The sequence below is a fragment of the Pantoea dispersa genome, assembly GCF_035783935.1.
GTDB classification, from domain to species: Bacteria; Pseudomonadota; Gammaproteobacteria; order Enterobacterales; family Enterobacteriaceae; genus Pantoea; species Pantoea dispersa_C.
Genome location: NZ_JALKOV010000013.1, coordinates 19,834 through 34,803, shown reverse-complemented (window position 1 = coordinate 34,803; position 14,970 = coordinate 19,834). Strand labels below are relative to the sequence as shown.

General features: G+C 59.6%; 14 protein-coding genes. 8 read left to right on the top strand and 6 right to left on the bottom strand.

Features of this window, described 5'->3' with window-relative positions:
• Nucleotides 1-62 precede the first annotated feature (62 nt).
• Both MXF20_RS20690 and MXF20_RS20685 read left to right on the top strand, forming a co-directional pair.
• Entirely contained in the window at nucleotides 63-290 is a 228-nt protein-coding gene (locus MXF20_RS20690) for a zinc ribbon domain-containing protein (protein ID WP_325971198.1), read from the top strand.
• A 329-nt stretch (nucleotides 291-619) separates the two neighbouring features.
• Nucleotides 620-3,058, top strand: a complete 2,439-nt coding sequence (locus MXF20_RS20685; RefSeq protein ID WP_325971196.1) for a glucose/quinate/shikimate family membrane-bound PQQ-dependent dehydrogenase — start codon at nucleotides 620-622, stop codon at nucleotides 3,056-3,058.
• Between the two features lie 86 nt (nucleotides 3,059-3,144).
• Here MXF20_RS20685 and MXF20_RS20680 read toward each other — a convergent pair whose 3' ends face one another.
• The 4 genes from MXF20_RS20680 to xseA all read right to left on the bottom strand — a co-directional run bounded on the left by MXF20_RS20680 (nucleotide 3,145) and on the right by xseA (nucleotide 6,262).
• Nucleotides 3,145-3,327, bottom strand: coding sequence for a general stress protein (locus tag MXF20_RS20680; protein ID WP_071813581.1), 183 nt, complete (start codon nucleotides 3,325-3,327; stop codon nucleotides 3,145-3,147).
• Between the two features lie 102 nt (nucleotides 3,328-3,429).
• Complete coding sequence (locus tag MXF20_RS20675) at nucleotides 3,430-3,759, bottom strand: protealysin inhibitor emfourin (protein ID WP_325971194.1); 330 nt, start codon at nucleotides 3,757-3,759, stop codon at nucleotides 3,430-3,432.
• Nucleotides 3,756-4,769, bottom strand: coding sequence for a M4 family metallopeptidase (locus MXF20_RS20670; RefSeq protein WP_325971192.1), 1,014 nt, complete (start codon nucleotides 4,767-4,769; stop codon nucleotides 3,756-3,758). The genes MXF20_RS20675 and MXF20_RS20670 overlap by 4 nt, the downstream gene beginning before the upstream one ends.
• Nucleotides 4,770-4,894: 125 nt before the next feature.
• Nucleotides 4,895-6,262 (bottom strand): exodeoxyribonuclease VII large subunit, encoded by a 1,368-nt coding sequence (xseA, locus tag MXF20_RS20665; RefSeq protein WP_325971191.1) that lies wholly within the window; start codon nucleotides 6,260-6,262, stop codon nucleotides 4,895-4,897.
• A gap of 168 nt (nucleotides 6,263-6,430) precedes the next feature.
• Between xseA and guaB the strand changes: the two genes are divergently transcribed.
• Nucleotides 6,431-7,897 (top strand): IMP dehydrogenase, encoded by a 1,467-nt coding sequence (gene guaB, locus MXF20_RS20660; protein ID WP_021506568.1) that lies wholly within the window; start codon nucleotides 6,431-6,433, stop codon nucleotides 7,895-7,897.
• Nucleotides 7,898-7,970: 73 nt separating this feature from the next.
• On the top strand, nucleotides 7,971-9,551 hold the full coding sequence (guaA, locus tag MXF20_RS20655) for a glutamine-hydrolyzing GMP synthase (protein WP_021506569.1): 1,581 nt from the start codon (nucleotides 7,971-7,973) through the stop codon (nucleotides 9,549-9,551).
• Between the two features lie 113 nt (nucleotides 9,552-9,664).
• Here guaA and MXF20_RS20650 read toward each other — a convergent pair whose 3' ends face one another.
• On the bottom strand, nucleotides 9,665-10,576 hold the full coding sequence (locus tag MXF20_RS20650) for a LysR family transcriptional regulator (RefSeq protein ID WP_325971189.1): 912 nt from the start codon (nucleotides 10,574-10,576) through the stop codon (nucleotides 9,665-9,667).
• A gap of 95 nt (nucleotides 10,577-10,671) precedes the next feature.
• Between MXF20_RS20650 and MXF20_RS20645 the strand changes: the two genes are divergently transcribed.
• The 3 genes from MXF20_RS20645 to MXF20_RS20635 all read left to right on the top strand — a co-directional run bounded on the left by MXF20_RS20645 (nucleotide 10,672) and on the right by MXF20_RS20635 (nucleotide 12,550).
• Nucleotides 10,672-11,115 (top strand): ester cyclase, encoded by a 444-nt coding sequence (locus MXF20_RS20645; protein WP_325971187.1) that lies wholly within the window; start codon nucleotides 10,672-10,674, stop codon nucleotides 11,113-11,115.
• 20 nt (nucleotides 11,116-11,135) lie between these two features.
• Entirely contained in the window at nucleotides 11,136-12,056 is a 921-nt protein-coding gene (locus tag MXF20_RS20640) for an NADP-dependent oxidoreductase (RefSeq protein WP_325971185.1), read from the top strand.
• A 125-nt stretch (nucleotides 12,057-12,181) separates the two neighbouring features.
• Nucleotides 12,182-12,550, top strand: a complete 369-nt coding sequence (locus tag MXF20_RS20635) for a hypothetical protein (RefSeq protein WP_325971183.1) — start codon at nucleotides 12,182-12,184, stop codon at nucleotides 12,548-12,550.
• Nucleotides 12,551-12,556: 6 nt separating this feature from the next.
• On the opposite strand, the gene MXF20_RS20630 is transcribed toward MXF20_RS20635, so the two are convergent.
• Nucleotides 12,557-13,465, bottom strand: coding sequence for a LysR family transcriptional regulator (locus MXF20_RS20630; RefSeq protein ID WP_325971182.1), 909 nt, complete (start codon nucleotides 13,463-13,465; stop codon nucleotides 12,557-12,559).
• A 140-nt stretch (nucleotides 13,466-13,605) separates the two neighbouring features.
• Here MXF20_RS20630 and MXF20_RS20625 point away from each other — a divergent pair, with 140 nt between their 5' ends.
• Nucleotides 13,606-14,922: an amidohydrolase family protein gene (locus tag MXF20_RS20625; protein WP_325971181.1), complete on the top strand. Its 1,317-nt coding sequence runs from the start codon at nucleotides 13,606-13,608 to the stop codon at nucleotides 14,920-14,922.
• Nucleotides 14,923-14,970 lie beyond the last annotated feature (48 nt).

Here is a 14,970-nt window from a genome sequence, read left to right as displayed (position 1 = left end):
CCTCTTTTTTTGCCGTACGATCCGGTCTGGTTACAGTCATCAGCCACGATTCCGGAGTCATCATGCTCACGCCATGCCCTCACTGTCAGCAACCGCTCACTTACAGCCAACAAGGCTTCGACTGTCCACACTGCCTGCATCATTTCCGCGCGCTGGCCTGCTGTCCCGACTGCCAGCAGCCGTTACAGGTGCTGAAGGCGTGCGGCGCGACTGATTATTTCTGTACCCACGGTCACGGCCTGATCTCCAGCAGGCGCGTGCATTATCGCCCGGAAGATGTCATGGAATGAGAGTTTGCGATAGCGCGAAGTGGCGCTGGCTGCTCGCTTCGCGCTGCGTTTGTAGCAAAAATGCTATTGCTCAGTAACTACCGCGTTATGGATATTCACTTTTAATTGTACCGGGTGGTACAATCCTGCCCGCCTTGTGGCGAACCTCAGGGGCAGTTGTCCCTGCGGCCTCGCTCACAAGCGCTGCATAACGGGCGTCGTTCCCGTACCAACAGATATAAAATAAAGCGTAACGGATCACTTCCTGTCCCTGCTTAGCCAGGAAGACATTGACCGGCTGCTCCCGCATTCCGGGCCTCGCGCGTTATTTTTTCAGGAGAGTTTGTGTTATGGCAGAAAATTCCGCTCGTCCCGGCAAAGGGTTGAGTATCTGGTCCGTGTTGTTCGGACTGGTCCTGCTGGCGATCGGCCTGTTCTTCGCGATCGGCGGCGGTAAACTGGTGGCCCTGGGCGGCAGCTGGTACTTCCTGATTGCCGGTATCGTCATGTTGCTGTCGGCGATTCAGTTCTTTCGCCGCAAATCCTCAGCGGTCACGCTGTTCATTCTGGTCTTCGCCGGCTCGCTAATCTGGGCGCTGTATGATGCTGGCTGGCAGTTCTGGCCGCTGGTGTCGCGCCTGATGGTACCGGCCGGCCTGATGGTGCTGGCGTTTATCACCTGGCCGGCGCTGCGCAAGTGTGAAGGCAAGGCCTCGCTGGCGAAGCTTTCGTATGCGCTGTCGGCGGTGATTGCCGTTGGCATGGTGGTGACGTTTGTCCAGATGTTCCAGCCGCATCCGACCGTGGCTTTCACCGGTAAACAGCTGCCGCTGATCCCGGTCGATAAAACCAAACCGCAGCAGGACTGGAGCAGCTACGGCCGCACGCCGCAGGGCGACCGTTTTGCCGCCATCGACCAGATTACCCGCGACAACGTGAAAGACTTGCAAGTTGCCTGGACCTTCCACACCGGCGACACGCCGATCAGCCCGACCGGTAACGGCGCAGAAGATCAGGAAACGCCACTGCAGGTCGGTAATACCCTGTATCTGTGTACGCCGCACAACAACGTGATTGCGGTGGAAGCCGACAGCGGCAAGCAGATCTGGAAGCGCGAAATCAATGCGCAGGCGCAGGTGTGGAACCGCTGCCGTGGTCTGGCGTACTTTGATGCGACCAAGCCGGTACAGCAGCCAACGCAGCCAGGCTCCACGCCGGTGCCAGCCGTCACGCTGGCGGCAGGCGATAGCTGCCAGCGTCGCATCCTGATGAACACCATCGATGCGCGTCTGATTGCCATCAACGCCGACAACGGTGAGCTGTGTGAAAACTTCGGCAACCACGGCGTGGTCGATCTGAAGCAAGGTCTCGGCAGCGCGCCGGATCCGCAGTATCAGCTGACCTCGCCGCCGCAGGTAGCGGGCACCACGGTTGTGGTGGGCGGTCGCGTCGCGGATAACGTCCAGACTGATATGCCTGGCGGCGTTCTGCGTGGCTTTGACGTTATCACCGGCCAGATGCGCTGGGCGTTTGACCCGGGCAATGAAGATCCGAATGCCGTACTGATGCCGGGTAAAGATTACACCCGCAGCACGCCAAACTCGTGGGCACCAATCTCTTACGATCCGGCGATGAACACCGTGTTCCTGCCGATGGGCAGCTCATCGGTGGACCTGTGGGGTGCCAACCGTACTGCGCTGGATCACAAATATGGCGCGTCCGTACTGGCGCTGGATGCGACCACCGGTAAAGAGAAGTGGGTGTATCAGACGGTCCACAATGACCTGTGGGACTTCGACCTGCCAATGCAGCCGAGCCTGGTGGATTTCCCGATGAAGGATGGCACCACCAAACCTGCGGTGGTGATCGGCGGGAAAACCGGCATGATCTGGGTGCTGGATCGCCAGACCGGCAAGCCTTTGACCAAAGTTGAAGAGCTGCCAATGCCGCAGGGCCATATCCCGAACGAGCAGTACACCAAAACCCAGCCGCACTCCGTTGAGATGCCGAACATTGGCAATCAGAAACTGACCGAGTCGGACATGTGGGGCGCGACGCCGTTTGATCAGCTGGCTTGCCGTATCGCCTTTAAAGGCATGCGTTATGACGGCCTGTTCACGGTGCCGGACACCGACGTTTCCCTCAGCTTCCCGGGCTCGCTCGGCGGCATGAACTGGGGCAGCATCTCGTTCGATCCGAACAACCAGTACATGTTCGTCAACGATATGCGTCTCGGCCTGTGGGTGCAGATGATTCCGCAGGACACCACCAAATCAGCTGCCAGCAATGGCGGTGAGGCCATCAACACCGGCATGGGTGCGGTACCGCTGAAAGGCACGCCATATGCAGTAAACAAAAACCGCTTCATGTCGCCGCTGGGCATTCCATGCCAGGCGCCGCCGTTTGGTACGCTGTCGGCCATCGACATGAAGACCCGTCAGATCGTATGGCAGGTGCCGGTTGGCACGGTGCAGGATACCGGTCCGTTTGGTATCAAAATGCATGCGCAGATGCCGGTCGGTATGCCGACGTTGGGCGGTACGCTGGCAACGCAGGGCGGTCTGGTGTTTATCGCTGGCACCCAGGATTACTACCTGCGCGCCTTTGACAGCTCAACCGGTAAAGAAGTGTGGAAAGCACGTCTGCCGGTGGGCAGCCAGGGCGGACCGATCAGCTACGTTTCGCCGAAAACCGGCAAACAGTACATCCTGATCTCCGCAGGCGGTGCGCGTCAGTCACCGGATCGCGGTGATTACGTGATTGCTTACGCGCTGCCCGACAGCAAATAAGCCACAGTAAAAGAAAGGCCGACATCATGATGTCGGCCTTTTTTATTAACCATCCGTGGCGCACTGCCTCCTGTAAGGATCCTTACTTACTTCTGCTTTGAGGGGCGACGGCTTTTTTGACCTCCTTTTCTTCCAGCTTCCCTGGCTCTCTCAGGATCGTTCCTGAAATTGCCCCCACTGACTTTGCCGCCCGCGCTGCCTGCTTCCCTGGCGCGCTCCGGGTCCTCTGCAAAGTTCCCGGCACCGCCTCGTTGCTTGGTTTGTGTCATAGCAGAGACCTCATCTAAGGGTGTTTTCTTTGATGTGGACTAGCTAGCCACGTTATCCAGTATAGTCAGTAAGTTAGGGCGATGCTGTGGGAACTGTCTAAGTTATTTTTCGCCGTCACGCCACAGCGCCTGCAGTTCCGGCGGCGCCACCGTTTCCGGAATCAGAATCACAATCGAACCGGCTTCGCGATGTGTCGCATAGCTAATCTGGATGCGAAAATAGCGCTGGTCGCCGCGCCCGATGCTGGCAGCCTGTTCCTCCGGTTCGCCGAGCGGCAGCGCCTGCTCCAGCACATTGCACACGCGCTGCTTCTGCGGTTCCGGCAGCTGCGCCAGTGCAAACCGCCGCTCGCTGCGCAGCCCGGGGATAAACGCAATGCCGCCTTCACGCGCCAGCTCAATGATGGCGTCATCGGTCAGCTGAATATTCACCTTACACCTACCTCGTGCCACGCGGACTGAATCGCCTGTGCCACCGTGTTATCAAAACGTTTTGCGGCATGCTGCACGGTAAAGCGCGCAAAGGTGCTGAAGTCAGCATCCTGCGGCAGTTCCTTATCACACAGCGTGTCGTACCATGCCTGACCGGCCCGTTCCCAGGCAAAGCCGCCCAGCGCAGTCGCCGCCAGATAAAAGGCACGATTGGGAATGCCAGAGTTAAGATGCACGCCGCCGTTGTCTTCGCGCGTGTCGATATAATGGTCCATATCGGCAGGCTGCGGATCTTTGCCCAGCAGCGGATCGTCATAGGCGGTGCCGGGCGCAGACATCGAGCGCAGGCCGCTGCCCTTGATGCCCGCCGCCAGCAGCCCTTCGCCGATGATCCAGTCAGCCTGATCGGCGCTTTGTTTGAGGTGGTACTGCTTCACCAGCGAGCCGAACACATCGGACATTGATTCGTTGAGCGCCCCCGCCTGCTGGAAGTAAATCAGCCCGGCTTCGGTTTCAGTCACGCCGTGCGTCAGCTCGTGCGCGACCACATCAATGGCAATGGTAAAGCGATTGAAGATCTCCCCGTCGCCGTCGCCAAACACCATTTGCTGGCCATTCCAGAAGGCGTTCTGATACTCCTTGCCGTAATGCACGGTGCCATCCAGTTTCAGGCCTTTGTTGTCCAGCGAGTTGCGCTGGTAGATCTGCCAGTAGAAATCATAGGTGATGCCGAGATAGTTCCACGCTTCGTCGGCGGCGACGTCACCGTTACCGGGCTGGCCTTCTTCACGGATTAAGGTGCCGGGCAGATTTTGTGTGTTCTCCGCATCGTAAATGGCGCGCAGTACGCTGCCGGGCTGCGCGGTGCTGGCGGCGCTGGTGGTATGCGGATGTTCCGCCATCAGCTGTTGCACGTGGGTGAGGGTGCGCCGCGCGTAATCCTGCTGTGCGCCGGAACAGTTATCGATAATGTTTCGCAGAATGTACGGAGGAATAACGCTGTAAGGCATGTCGGACTCCCTGACGGATGGATATGTCAGAAAGTATAGACCCGCTTATCAATCGCGCGCCGCTGCGTCTGCGGTGCGCGCGATTTACGGGCTTTTATCAACCATTTATGCGGCTGAAAAGGTTATCACGCCTTACGGCTGCGCGTTTTTTGCGGCTGTAACGTCGTCACCTGACTCTCCACCCAGCCGTCATCCAGCCGGGTGCGCAGCAGATCACCGGTATGCAGCTGACGGGTCTTTTTCACCACCTGGCCCTGAGCATCAGTGGTGACGCTAAAACCACGCGCCAGCGTTGCCAGCGGGCTCACGCCTTCCAGCTGTGCCGCCAGCGCACCAAAACCCTGCCGGCTGTGATTGAGCTGCTTTTCCATGCCCTGCTGCAGCCGGTAGTGCCACTGCTGCAACTGCTGCTGAGCGCGCAGAATACGTCCCTGCGGCTGCTGGGATTGCAGGCGTTGCAGCAGGCGATCCTGCTGGCGGCTGGCCAGACGCAGCCGCTGATCGGCCGCTTCCTGCAGACGACGCTGCAGCTGGATCAGCGTGGTTTGCTGCCGCGCCAGGCGCAGCTGCGGATGCTGCTGTTGCAGACGATGCTGCAGCCGGGTGAAGCGGCGCTGCTGCTGCGCCACGTAATAATCCATCGCCATCTCCATGCGCTGCTGCTGAGACTGCAAACGGCGCAGCAGCTCGATCTGGTTGCGGCTCACCAGTTCGGCAGCGGCAGAAGGCGTCGGCGCGCGCAGGTCGGCTACGAAGTCGGCGATGGTGACATCGGTTTCATGCCCAACGGCGCTGACGATCGGCAGGCGGCTGGCAAAAATGGCCCGCGCCACGCGCTCGTCGTTGAAGCTCCACAGATCTTCCAGTGAACCGCCGCCGCGACCGACAATCAGCACGTCGCACTCGTCACGCTGGTTGGCCAGCTCGATGGCGCGCACGATGGCGGCGGGCGCATCAACGCCTTGCACTGCAGTCGGATAGATCACCACCGGCAGCGAGGGATCGCGGCGATGCAGCACGCGCAGCACGTCGTGCAAGGCCGCGCCGGTGGCAGAGGTGATCACGCCCACCTGGCGTGCCGGCTCCGGCAGCGGCTGTTTAAACTGCTGGTCGAACAGCCCCTCCGCCGCCAGCCGGGCTTTCAGCTGCTCAAACTGCTGCTGCAACAGTCCTTCACCGGCCGGATGCATGCTCTCAATAATCAGCTGATAATCGCCGCGCGGCTCATACAGCGTGATGCTGGCGCGCACCAGCACCTGCTGACCGTGCTGTGGACGAAAGCTGACGCGGCGGTTGCTGTTGCGGAACATGGCACAGCGCACCTGGGCGCCATCGTCCTTCAGGGTGAAGTACCAGTGACCGGAAGCAGGCTGGGTGAAATTGGAAATTTCGGCGCTGAGCCACACCAGGCCCATCTCATTTTCCAGCAGTTGACGCACCGTGGTGTTCAGGCGGCTAACGGTAAAAATATTGGCGGTTGGCGGTAGCGACATGTGATGAGGATCAAATTTCAAATCAGAGGGTTAATTAACCGATACTACATGGCTGCCCCGGAGGATCAAGACTTTTTCCGAAAAAACACTGGAGGCAATCGATTTCGCCCTGTATAATGCCGCGGCAATATTTTATCTGTTTTAAACGCCCCAGGTGGAGATATTGCAATGTTAAGAATCGCGAAAGAAGCCCTCACATTTGACGACGTCCTGCTCGTTCCCGCTCACTCCACTGTTTTACCCAACACGGCCGATCTCAGCACCCAGCTGACCAAAAACATCCGTCTCAACATTCCTATGCTGTCTGCAGCGATGGACACCGTCACCGAAGCGGGTCTGGCGATTGCGCTGGCGCAGGAAGGCGGTCTGGGCTTTATTCACAAAAACATGTCGATTGAGCGCCAGGCGGATGAAGTTCGCAAGGTGAAAAAACACGAAAGCGGCGTCGTAACAGAGCCACAGACCGTGCTGCCAACCACCACGCTGGCCGAGGTGAAAGAGCTGACCGAACGTAACGGCTTCGCCGGTTATCCGGTGGTCAACGCCGACAACGAACTGGTGGGCATTATTACCGGTCGTGACGTGCGCTTCGTGACCGATATGACGCTGCCGGTGACCGCGGTCATGACGCCGAAAGAGCGCCTGGTGACGGTGAAAGAGGGTGAAGCGCGTGAAGTCGTGCTGCAGAAAATGCACGAAAAACGCGTCGAGAAAGCGCTGGTTGTTGACGACAGCTTCCACCTGCTGGGCATGATTACCGTTAAAGATTTCCAGAAAGCCGAGCGTAAACCTAACGCCTGTAAAGATGCGCAGGGTCGTCTGCGCGTCGGTGCCGCGGTGGGTGCCGGTGCCGGCAACGAAGAGCGCGTTGATGCGCTGGTCGCTGCGGGCGTTGACGTGCTGCTGATCGACTCCTCGCACGGCCACTCCGAAGGCGTGCTGCAGCGTATCCGTGAAACCCGCGCAAAATATCCGGACCTCGAAATCATCGGCGGCAACGTGGCGACCGGTGCAGGCGCACTGGCGCTGGCTAACGCGGGCGTGAGCGCGGTGAAAGTGGGCATTGGCCCGGGCTCTATCTGTACTACCCGTATCGTGACCGGCGTTGGCGTACCGCAAATCACTGCTGTGTCCGACGCGGTTGAAGCGCTGGAAGGTACCGGTATTCCGGTTATCGCTGACGGCGGTATTCGCTTCTCTGGCGACATCGCCAAAGCCATCGCCGCCGGCGCGTCGGCGGTAATGGTCGGCTCCATGCTGGCCGGTACCGAAGAATCCCCGGGCGAAATCGAACTGTACCAAGGTCGTGCGTTCAAATCCTACCGCGGCATGGGTTCACTGGGCGCGATGTCCAAAGGCTCGTCTGACCGTTACTTCCAGAGCGATAACGCCGCCGACAAACTGGTGCCGGAAGGTATCGAAGGGCGCGTTGCCTATAAAGGCCGCCTGAAAGAGATCGTGCACCAGCAGATGGGCGGCCTGCGCTCCTGCATGGGCCTGACCGGTTGCCCGACCATCGACGATCTGCGCACCAAAGCCGAGTTCGTGCGCATCAGCGGCGCCGGCATCAACGAAAGCCACGTGCACGATGTGACCATCACCAAAGAGTCACCGAACTACCGCATGGGTTCATAATCCCGTAAGATTTCCCGCCCGGCTCCAGCCGGGCGCTTTTATTATTAAGTCCATCCCCAATGGAAACGCCTCAATGACGACTGAAAATATTCATAAACATCGTATTTTGATCCTCGATTTTGGTTCTCAGTATACGCAGCTGGTCGCGCGCCGCGTACGTGAGCTGGGCGTCTACTGCGAACTCTGGGCGTGGGATGTCACCGAAGAGCAAATCCGCCAGTTCAACCCGAACGGCATCATCCTGTCCGGTGGCCCGGAAAGCACCACCGAGCACAACAGCCCGCGTGCGCCGGAATATGTGTTCAACGCCGGTGTGCCGGTGCTGGGCGTGTGCTACGGCATGCAGACCATGGCGATGCAGCTGGGCGGTAAGGTTGAAGGCTCGAACGAACGTGAATTTGGTTATGCGCAGGTTGAAGTGACAACCCCGAGCGCGCTGGTACGTGATATCGAAGATGCCATCAGCGCGGCGGGCAAACCGCTGCTCGACGTGTGGATGAGCCACGGTGACAAAGTCACGGCGATCCCGGCAGACTTCGTGACGGTTGCCAGCACCGAAAGCTGCCCGTTTGCCATCATGGCCAACGAAGAGAAGCGTTTCTACGGCGTGCAGTTCCACCCGGAAGTGACGCACACCCGTCAGGGCCTGCGCATGCTGGAGCGTTTTGTGCGCGACATCTGCGGCTGTGAAGCGCTGTGGACCCCAGCCAAAATCATCGAAGATGCGGTAGAGCGCATCCGTGAGCAGGTGGGTGAAGACCGCGTGATTCTCGGCCTGTCCGGCGGCGTGGACTCGTCCGTGACCGCGATGCTGCTGCACCGCGCGATTGGCGAGCGCCTGACCTGTGTGTTCGTCGATAACGGACTGCTGCGTCTGAATGAAGCTGAGCAGGTGATGGACATGTTCGGTGACCACTTTGGTCTGAACATCGTGCATGTTGCGGCAGAAGGGCGCTTCCTCGACGCGCTGGCGGGCGAGAACGATCCGGAAGCCAAACGTAAGATCATCGGCCGCGTGTTCGTGGAAGTGTTCGACGAAGAAGCACTGAAGCTGACCGACGTGAAATGGCTGGCGCAGGGCACCATCTATCCGGACGTGATTGAGTCGGCGGCTTCGGCCACCGGTAAAGCGCACGTGATCAAATCGCACCACAACGTGGGCGGTCTGCCGAAAGAGATGAAGATGGGCCTGGTTGAGCCGCTGAAAGAGCTGTTCAAAGATGAAGTGCGTAAAATCGGTCTGGAACTCGGCCTGCCTTACGACATGCTGTACCGTCATCCATTCCCGGGCCCGGGTCTGGGCGTGCGCGTACTGGGTGAAGTGAAGAAAGAGTACTGCGACCTGCTGCGCCGTGCCGATGCCATCTTTATCGAAGAGTTGCGCAAAGCCGATCTGTACAACAAAGTCAGCCAGGCCTTTACCGTGTTCCTGCCAGTGCGCTCCGTCGGCGTGATGGGCGATGGCCGTAAATACGACTGGGTGGTTTCCCTGCGTGCTGTCGAAACCATCGACTTCATGACGGCCCACTGGGCGCACCTGCCGTACGACTTCCTCGGCCGCGTCTCCAACCGCATCATCAACGAAGTGAACGGCATTTCACGCGTGGTTTATGATATTTCAGGTAAACCGCCTGCGACGATTGAGTGGGAGTAACACTCACTCAGCCAACCGCCAGCACCTTAAGCCTCAAAGCCCGCGTAACAGCGGGCTTTTTTATCCTGCCATCTTGCGCATCGTCCTATCCGCGCAGAACCCACACACAGCGCCTACAGCCGCGCCGCCTGTTGTTCAATAAATTCCCTGAACCACTGCTGGGCGGGATGCGCCTCGCTGCGCCGGTGCCAGATCAGGTTGAACACCATTTCGGGCAACGATACTGGTGGAGGAAACAGCACCAGCTGGCGACTGGCCTGCGCATGCAGCGCCACGCGTTTCATCACGGTCGCCGTCATGTGGGTTTGCGCCACGATAGACGGCACCGTAAACATCTGCTGGACCGTCAGTCCCAGCCGGCGCTTTTTACCCTGCTGCGCCAGTACCTGATCAACCAGGCCGTACAGTTCACCTTCCGGCGAGACCAGAATATGCGGCAGCGCCAGGTAACTCTCCATATCCATGCCGCGTCTGGCCGCCGGATGGTTGCTGGCGACGATGGTGACGAAGTCGTCGCGCAATATCGGCCGGGAGATGATGCGGCTATCGCTGTGGGTGGGCATGACGCCGATGGCGACATCAATCGCGCCGGCATCTAACAAATCGACCGCGTGATCGCGGTTAGTAAACGCCTGCACATTCAATGACACGCCGGGTGCGGCGTCCTGTAGCCCCTCAAGTAGCGAAGGCAGCAACACGAATGATGGATACTCCGACACGCCCAGTTTGAAGTTTATTTGCGCTTTTTCCGCTGCAAATACGGGCTTTGCCACCAGCGTCGCTTCGAGCTGGCGCAGCGCCTGGGCGATGGGGCCGGACAAGTCGCGGGCACGCGCGGTCGGCAGTAAACCCTCCGCGCTGCGCATGAACAGCGGGTCACCGAACAGGGTGCGTAAGCGCGATAAAGCGGCACTCATCGCCGGCTGACTGACGCCCACCTGAGTCGCCGCCCGCGTGACGTTGCGCTCGTTCATCAGCGCGTCGAAAGCCACTAACAGATTGAGATCGATACCATGAAAATCCATACGGCAAATAATCATTCATATTGGATATTTGTTGGACGAATTGTAGGGCGCTGCGCAAAATTCCACAACCAACCCCCACCTGAAAGTGAATAACGATGAATCCAGCAGCAGAATATGTACAACGGCTGAAAATTGAACGACAGGCGGTAGAGACGCTCTATCAGGCCTTCAGCGACAACAACCCGGATCTGGTCGATAGCGTGCTGGCACCGTCATGGCAAGACATTCCGCTGGCGCCAGGGCAGGTTGCCGGGCCGGAAGGCATCAAGCCAATCATTCGTATGCTGGCGCAGGCTTTTCCGGATGTGCAGATTGTGGTGCATGACATGATTCAGGAGCCGGGCCGCATCGCGGCGCGGGCAGAAATCACTGGCACCCATCTCGGCGAAATTTTCGGTATCGCGCCGACTGGTAAGAAAGTGAGCTTCCGTCTGCATGAGTTCCATCTGCTGGAGGAAGGACGTCTGATCACCACCTGGCACATGGAGGATTGGTTTGGCCTGTTCCTCCAGCTTGGCCAGTTCCCGGCGCAAGCCTGAACCCGACCGGAGAGTGAATAATGAAAGCAGCATTGATTGATACGTTTGGCACCGCCGATGTGCTGACGATTGGTAAACGTCAACTCCGCGCCGCCAGTCCGGATGAGGTGACGGTGCAGGTTGAGGCGGCGAGCGTCAACCCGTTAGATCTGAAGATCATCTCAGGGCACATGCAGCAGGTCTTCCCGGTTGAACTGCCTTACGTACCGGGCATGGATTTCTGCGGCGTGATCACGGCGGTGGGCGAGCGCGTGAGCCATTTAAACGCGGGCGATCGCGTATTCGGACGCACGCCACCGGGCGCAGGCGGGGCTTTTGCCCAAAGCCTGGTGATTGCCGCCGATGACGTATGCCTTGTCCCGGCGGCGATGAGTGCCGAACAGGCCGCGGCGCTGCCTACCGCGTTTGGCTCCGCGCAGCAGGCATTGTTCGATGTGGGTCAGCTGCAGCGCGGCGAGCGCGTGCTGATTCACGCCGCAGCGGGTGGCGTCGGCAGCATGGCGGTTCAGTTGGCGCATCAGGCGGGCGCTTATGTCATCGCCACGGCGTCGGCTAAAAACCACGCGCTGGTGACCAGTCTGGGCGCCGATGAGGTGATTGATTATCGCACGCAGGACTTCACGGCCACGCGCGATATCGATCTGGTAATTGATAGCGTCGGCGGCGAAACGCTGAGCCGCTCCTGGTCCGTGCTGCGCGCCGGCGGGCGCATTGCCACGCTGGTGGAGTTTGGCATTACGCCCGGCAGCGGCCATCACGGCGAGTTTGTGTTCTTCGCCAGCGCGACGCCGTATCTTGCCCGGGCGAGCAGCCTGTTCCAGGCCGGGCAGTTACAGGTCATCACCGACGCTATCTTTTCGCTGGATGATGCGCGCTCCGCGCTGGAAAAGGTGGCGACCGGCCATGCGCGCGGCAAAGTGATTATCCGCGCCAACCCTTAACGCCCGGCGTCATGTCGCAGTAAAAACGCGCCCGCTACCCCGCGGGCGTTTGTTTACCGGTTTGTCGCAGGGGAGAGGGATGTGTTAATAATCTGGCGTTAACGGCAGAGGCTTCAGGAGGAAACGTGCTGTTTAATTTCAGAGCCGCGGGCAAGCGCGCGACACCTGGCAAACGCTCGCTGACATCCATCATCATGCTCTATCTTGTGATGCTGTGTGGTACGGCTTTTCTCGCGTTTCTGCCGCTGATCTGCGCGATGGGCGCGGGATATGTCGCCAGTCTGGCGGGCTGCCAACTGGACGAAGGCAACGTGCATCCCTGTTACATCCTGGGAGAAGATCGCGGCCAGTTGCTGTATGAGTTAGGCGTCATGGGCTGGTTCCTGCTCGGCACCATTCCCCTGGGTGGGATACTGTTTTTACTCGCGACGCTCACCTTCATCATTCAACTGGTGGGGTATTACCGGCAAACACGCGCTGAGGGTAATCAATAATTCGCGTCAGCGCTGTTCCGCACAAATCTCCAGACAAAACTCGAGAAATGCCTCCACCGCCGCCGGGGCCAGACGGCGCGAAGGCCGGGTGATAAACAGCGGATAGGTTTCGTCAGGCCAGTCGGGAAAAAGTTCGACCAGTTCACCGCTGGCGATCAGATGTTGCACGCTCAGTGCCAGCACCTGGGCTACGCCGGCACCGCCGACGCACGCCTGTACCATTAAATCCGGATCGGTGGTGGTCAGATGGCCGTGGGTGGCGACCGTCAGCCGCTGCGTGCCACGATGAAACTCCCAGCTAAAGGGCTTATTGCTGCGCGGATCGATGTATTGCAGACAATTGTGCTCAGTCAGCTGCTGCGGCTGCGTCGGGCGACCACAGCGTACCAGATAGTCCGGCGCGGCCACCGTCAGGACGCGCGTTTGTAACAGCAGGCGTGAGGTCATGGTGGACGGCGGCTGTGGCCCGAAACGCACCGCCACATCAATACCTTCTGCCACCAAATCGCCCACATCGGGCTGCTGCAAAATCGTCAGTTCCAGATGCGGATAACGGGCACGCAGCAGCGGCAGCTTTGCCGCCAGCACATAGCGGGAAAACAGCGGATTGAGGCTCACGCGCAGCGTACCGCGCACCGTCACGGCGGCGCCGGAGACGTAGTTTGCTGCTTCTTCAATCCCTTCCAGATGCGGCGCCGCCCGTTCATACAGGCTGGCACCTTCGCTGGTGAGATGCAGGGTGCGGGTGGTGCGATCCAGCAGGCGCACGCCGAGACGCTGTTCCAGTCGTGAAATCGCCCGGCTGACGCCCGAGGCGGACAACCCCAGCACCTCACCGGCGCGGCTGAAGCTGCCGGCTTCAACCACGGCTGCCAGCACGCTCATGCCGGATAATAGTCGGCCATCAAAACTCATCCTGTTCTCCATCTTTGATTTTTAGCAAAGATCATTTGCCTGAGCCTACCTTTATCAAAAATGCGCTGCAATTTATTGTGTGCCCCGAAACGCGACCGGCACTGACCGCCGGATTCCTGATCCTTTTTGAGGAGAATGTTATGACTGTACGGCGCACCCTTTTTAAAGGCGGCACTATCCTGACGCTGGACGCCAGCGTGCCCGACCTCGTCTGTGGCGATGTGCTGATTGAGGACGATCGTATTGCCGCCGTGGGGGAAAACCTTTCCGCCGATGATGCGCAGGTGATTGATGCCCGCGGCCATATCGTGATGCCGGGCCTGGTGGATGCGCATCACCATATGTGGCTGGGCGCGATGCGCCGCCTGATGCCCAACGTTGACGACCTGTTTGTCTATATCGATGTGGTGGCAGAAACGCTCGGCGCGCACTACCGTCCGCTGGATATGTACCTCAGCACCCGGCTGACGGCGCTGGCTTGCCTGGATGCCGGCATCACCACGGTGATTGATGCCTGCCACAGTTCACGCAGTCCGGCGCATACCGATGCGGCGCTCGACGCGCTGCAGGAGAGCGGGATTCGTGCGCTGCACATGGTTGGCGCAGCAATGGATAAGCAGGCTTCCAGCGATCATCTGCCGGGCGATCTGGCCCGTCTCGCCAGCCGCTGGAATCACGCCGGCAGCCGTGTGCAGGTTGGCCTGTTTGGCCAGCTCAATCTGGCGTGGTGGCGCGTGGCGCGCGAGCTGGATATGCGCATTCTCACTGAGTTTATTGGTGACCTAACGCAGCTGCCGGCGGAGTTTGCCGAAGCCGGCTTGCTGGGTCCGCACAACATTTTCAACCACTGTACGCGCGTACCGGCGCACACCTGGCAGCAGCTGGCGGACGCGGGCGTCAACATTACCGTGAATCCGCGTTCGGATGCGCTGTTTGGTTTCGACGACGACAGCTTTGCCTGGCAGCAGGCGGTCGATCGCGGAATGACGCCGGCGCTCGGTATCGATCTCGATACCGCCTTCGGCAGCGATCTGTTCGGTGAAATGCAGGCGCTGTTTAACCAGCAGCGCTCAGCGATGCGCTATCGCCGCTTCCGGGGCGATAGCGACGTACCGGCACCGATTAGCGTGGAAGCCGTACTGCAGTCGGCAACGATTAACGGCGCGCGTGCGGCCGGGCTGGAGCAGCAAACGGGCACGCTCACGCCAGGTAAACAGGCCGACGTTATTATGCTGCGCACCGATGGTATCGGCGTTTTCCCGCTGACCAGCGTGACGGCAACGGTGGTGCAGGCGGTGCAACGCGCCGATGTTGATACCGTGATGGTGGCGGGTGAACTGCGTAAACGTCATGGTCAGTTGCTCAACGTCGATGTGGCACAGCTGAACGCGGAAATCACCGCTTCGCGCGACTATCTGCTGAATGCCAGCGGCTATCACCATCCTTTGTTTGCCTGATTTTCCGCAGCGCGGCGGCCTGCCGCGCTGTCTGTTCATTTATGGAGG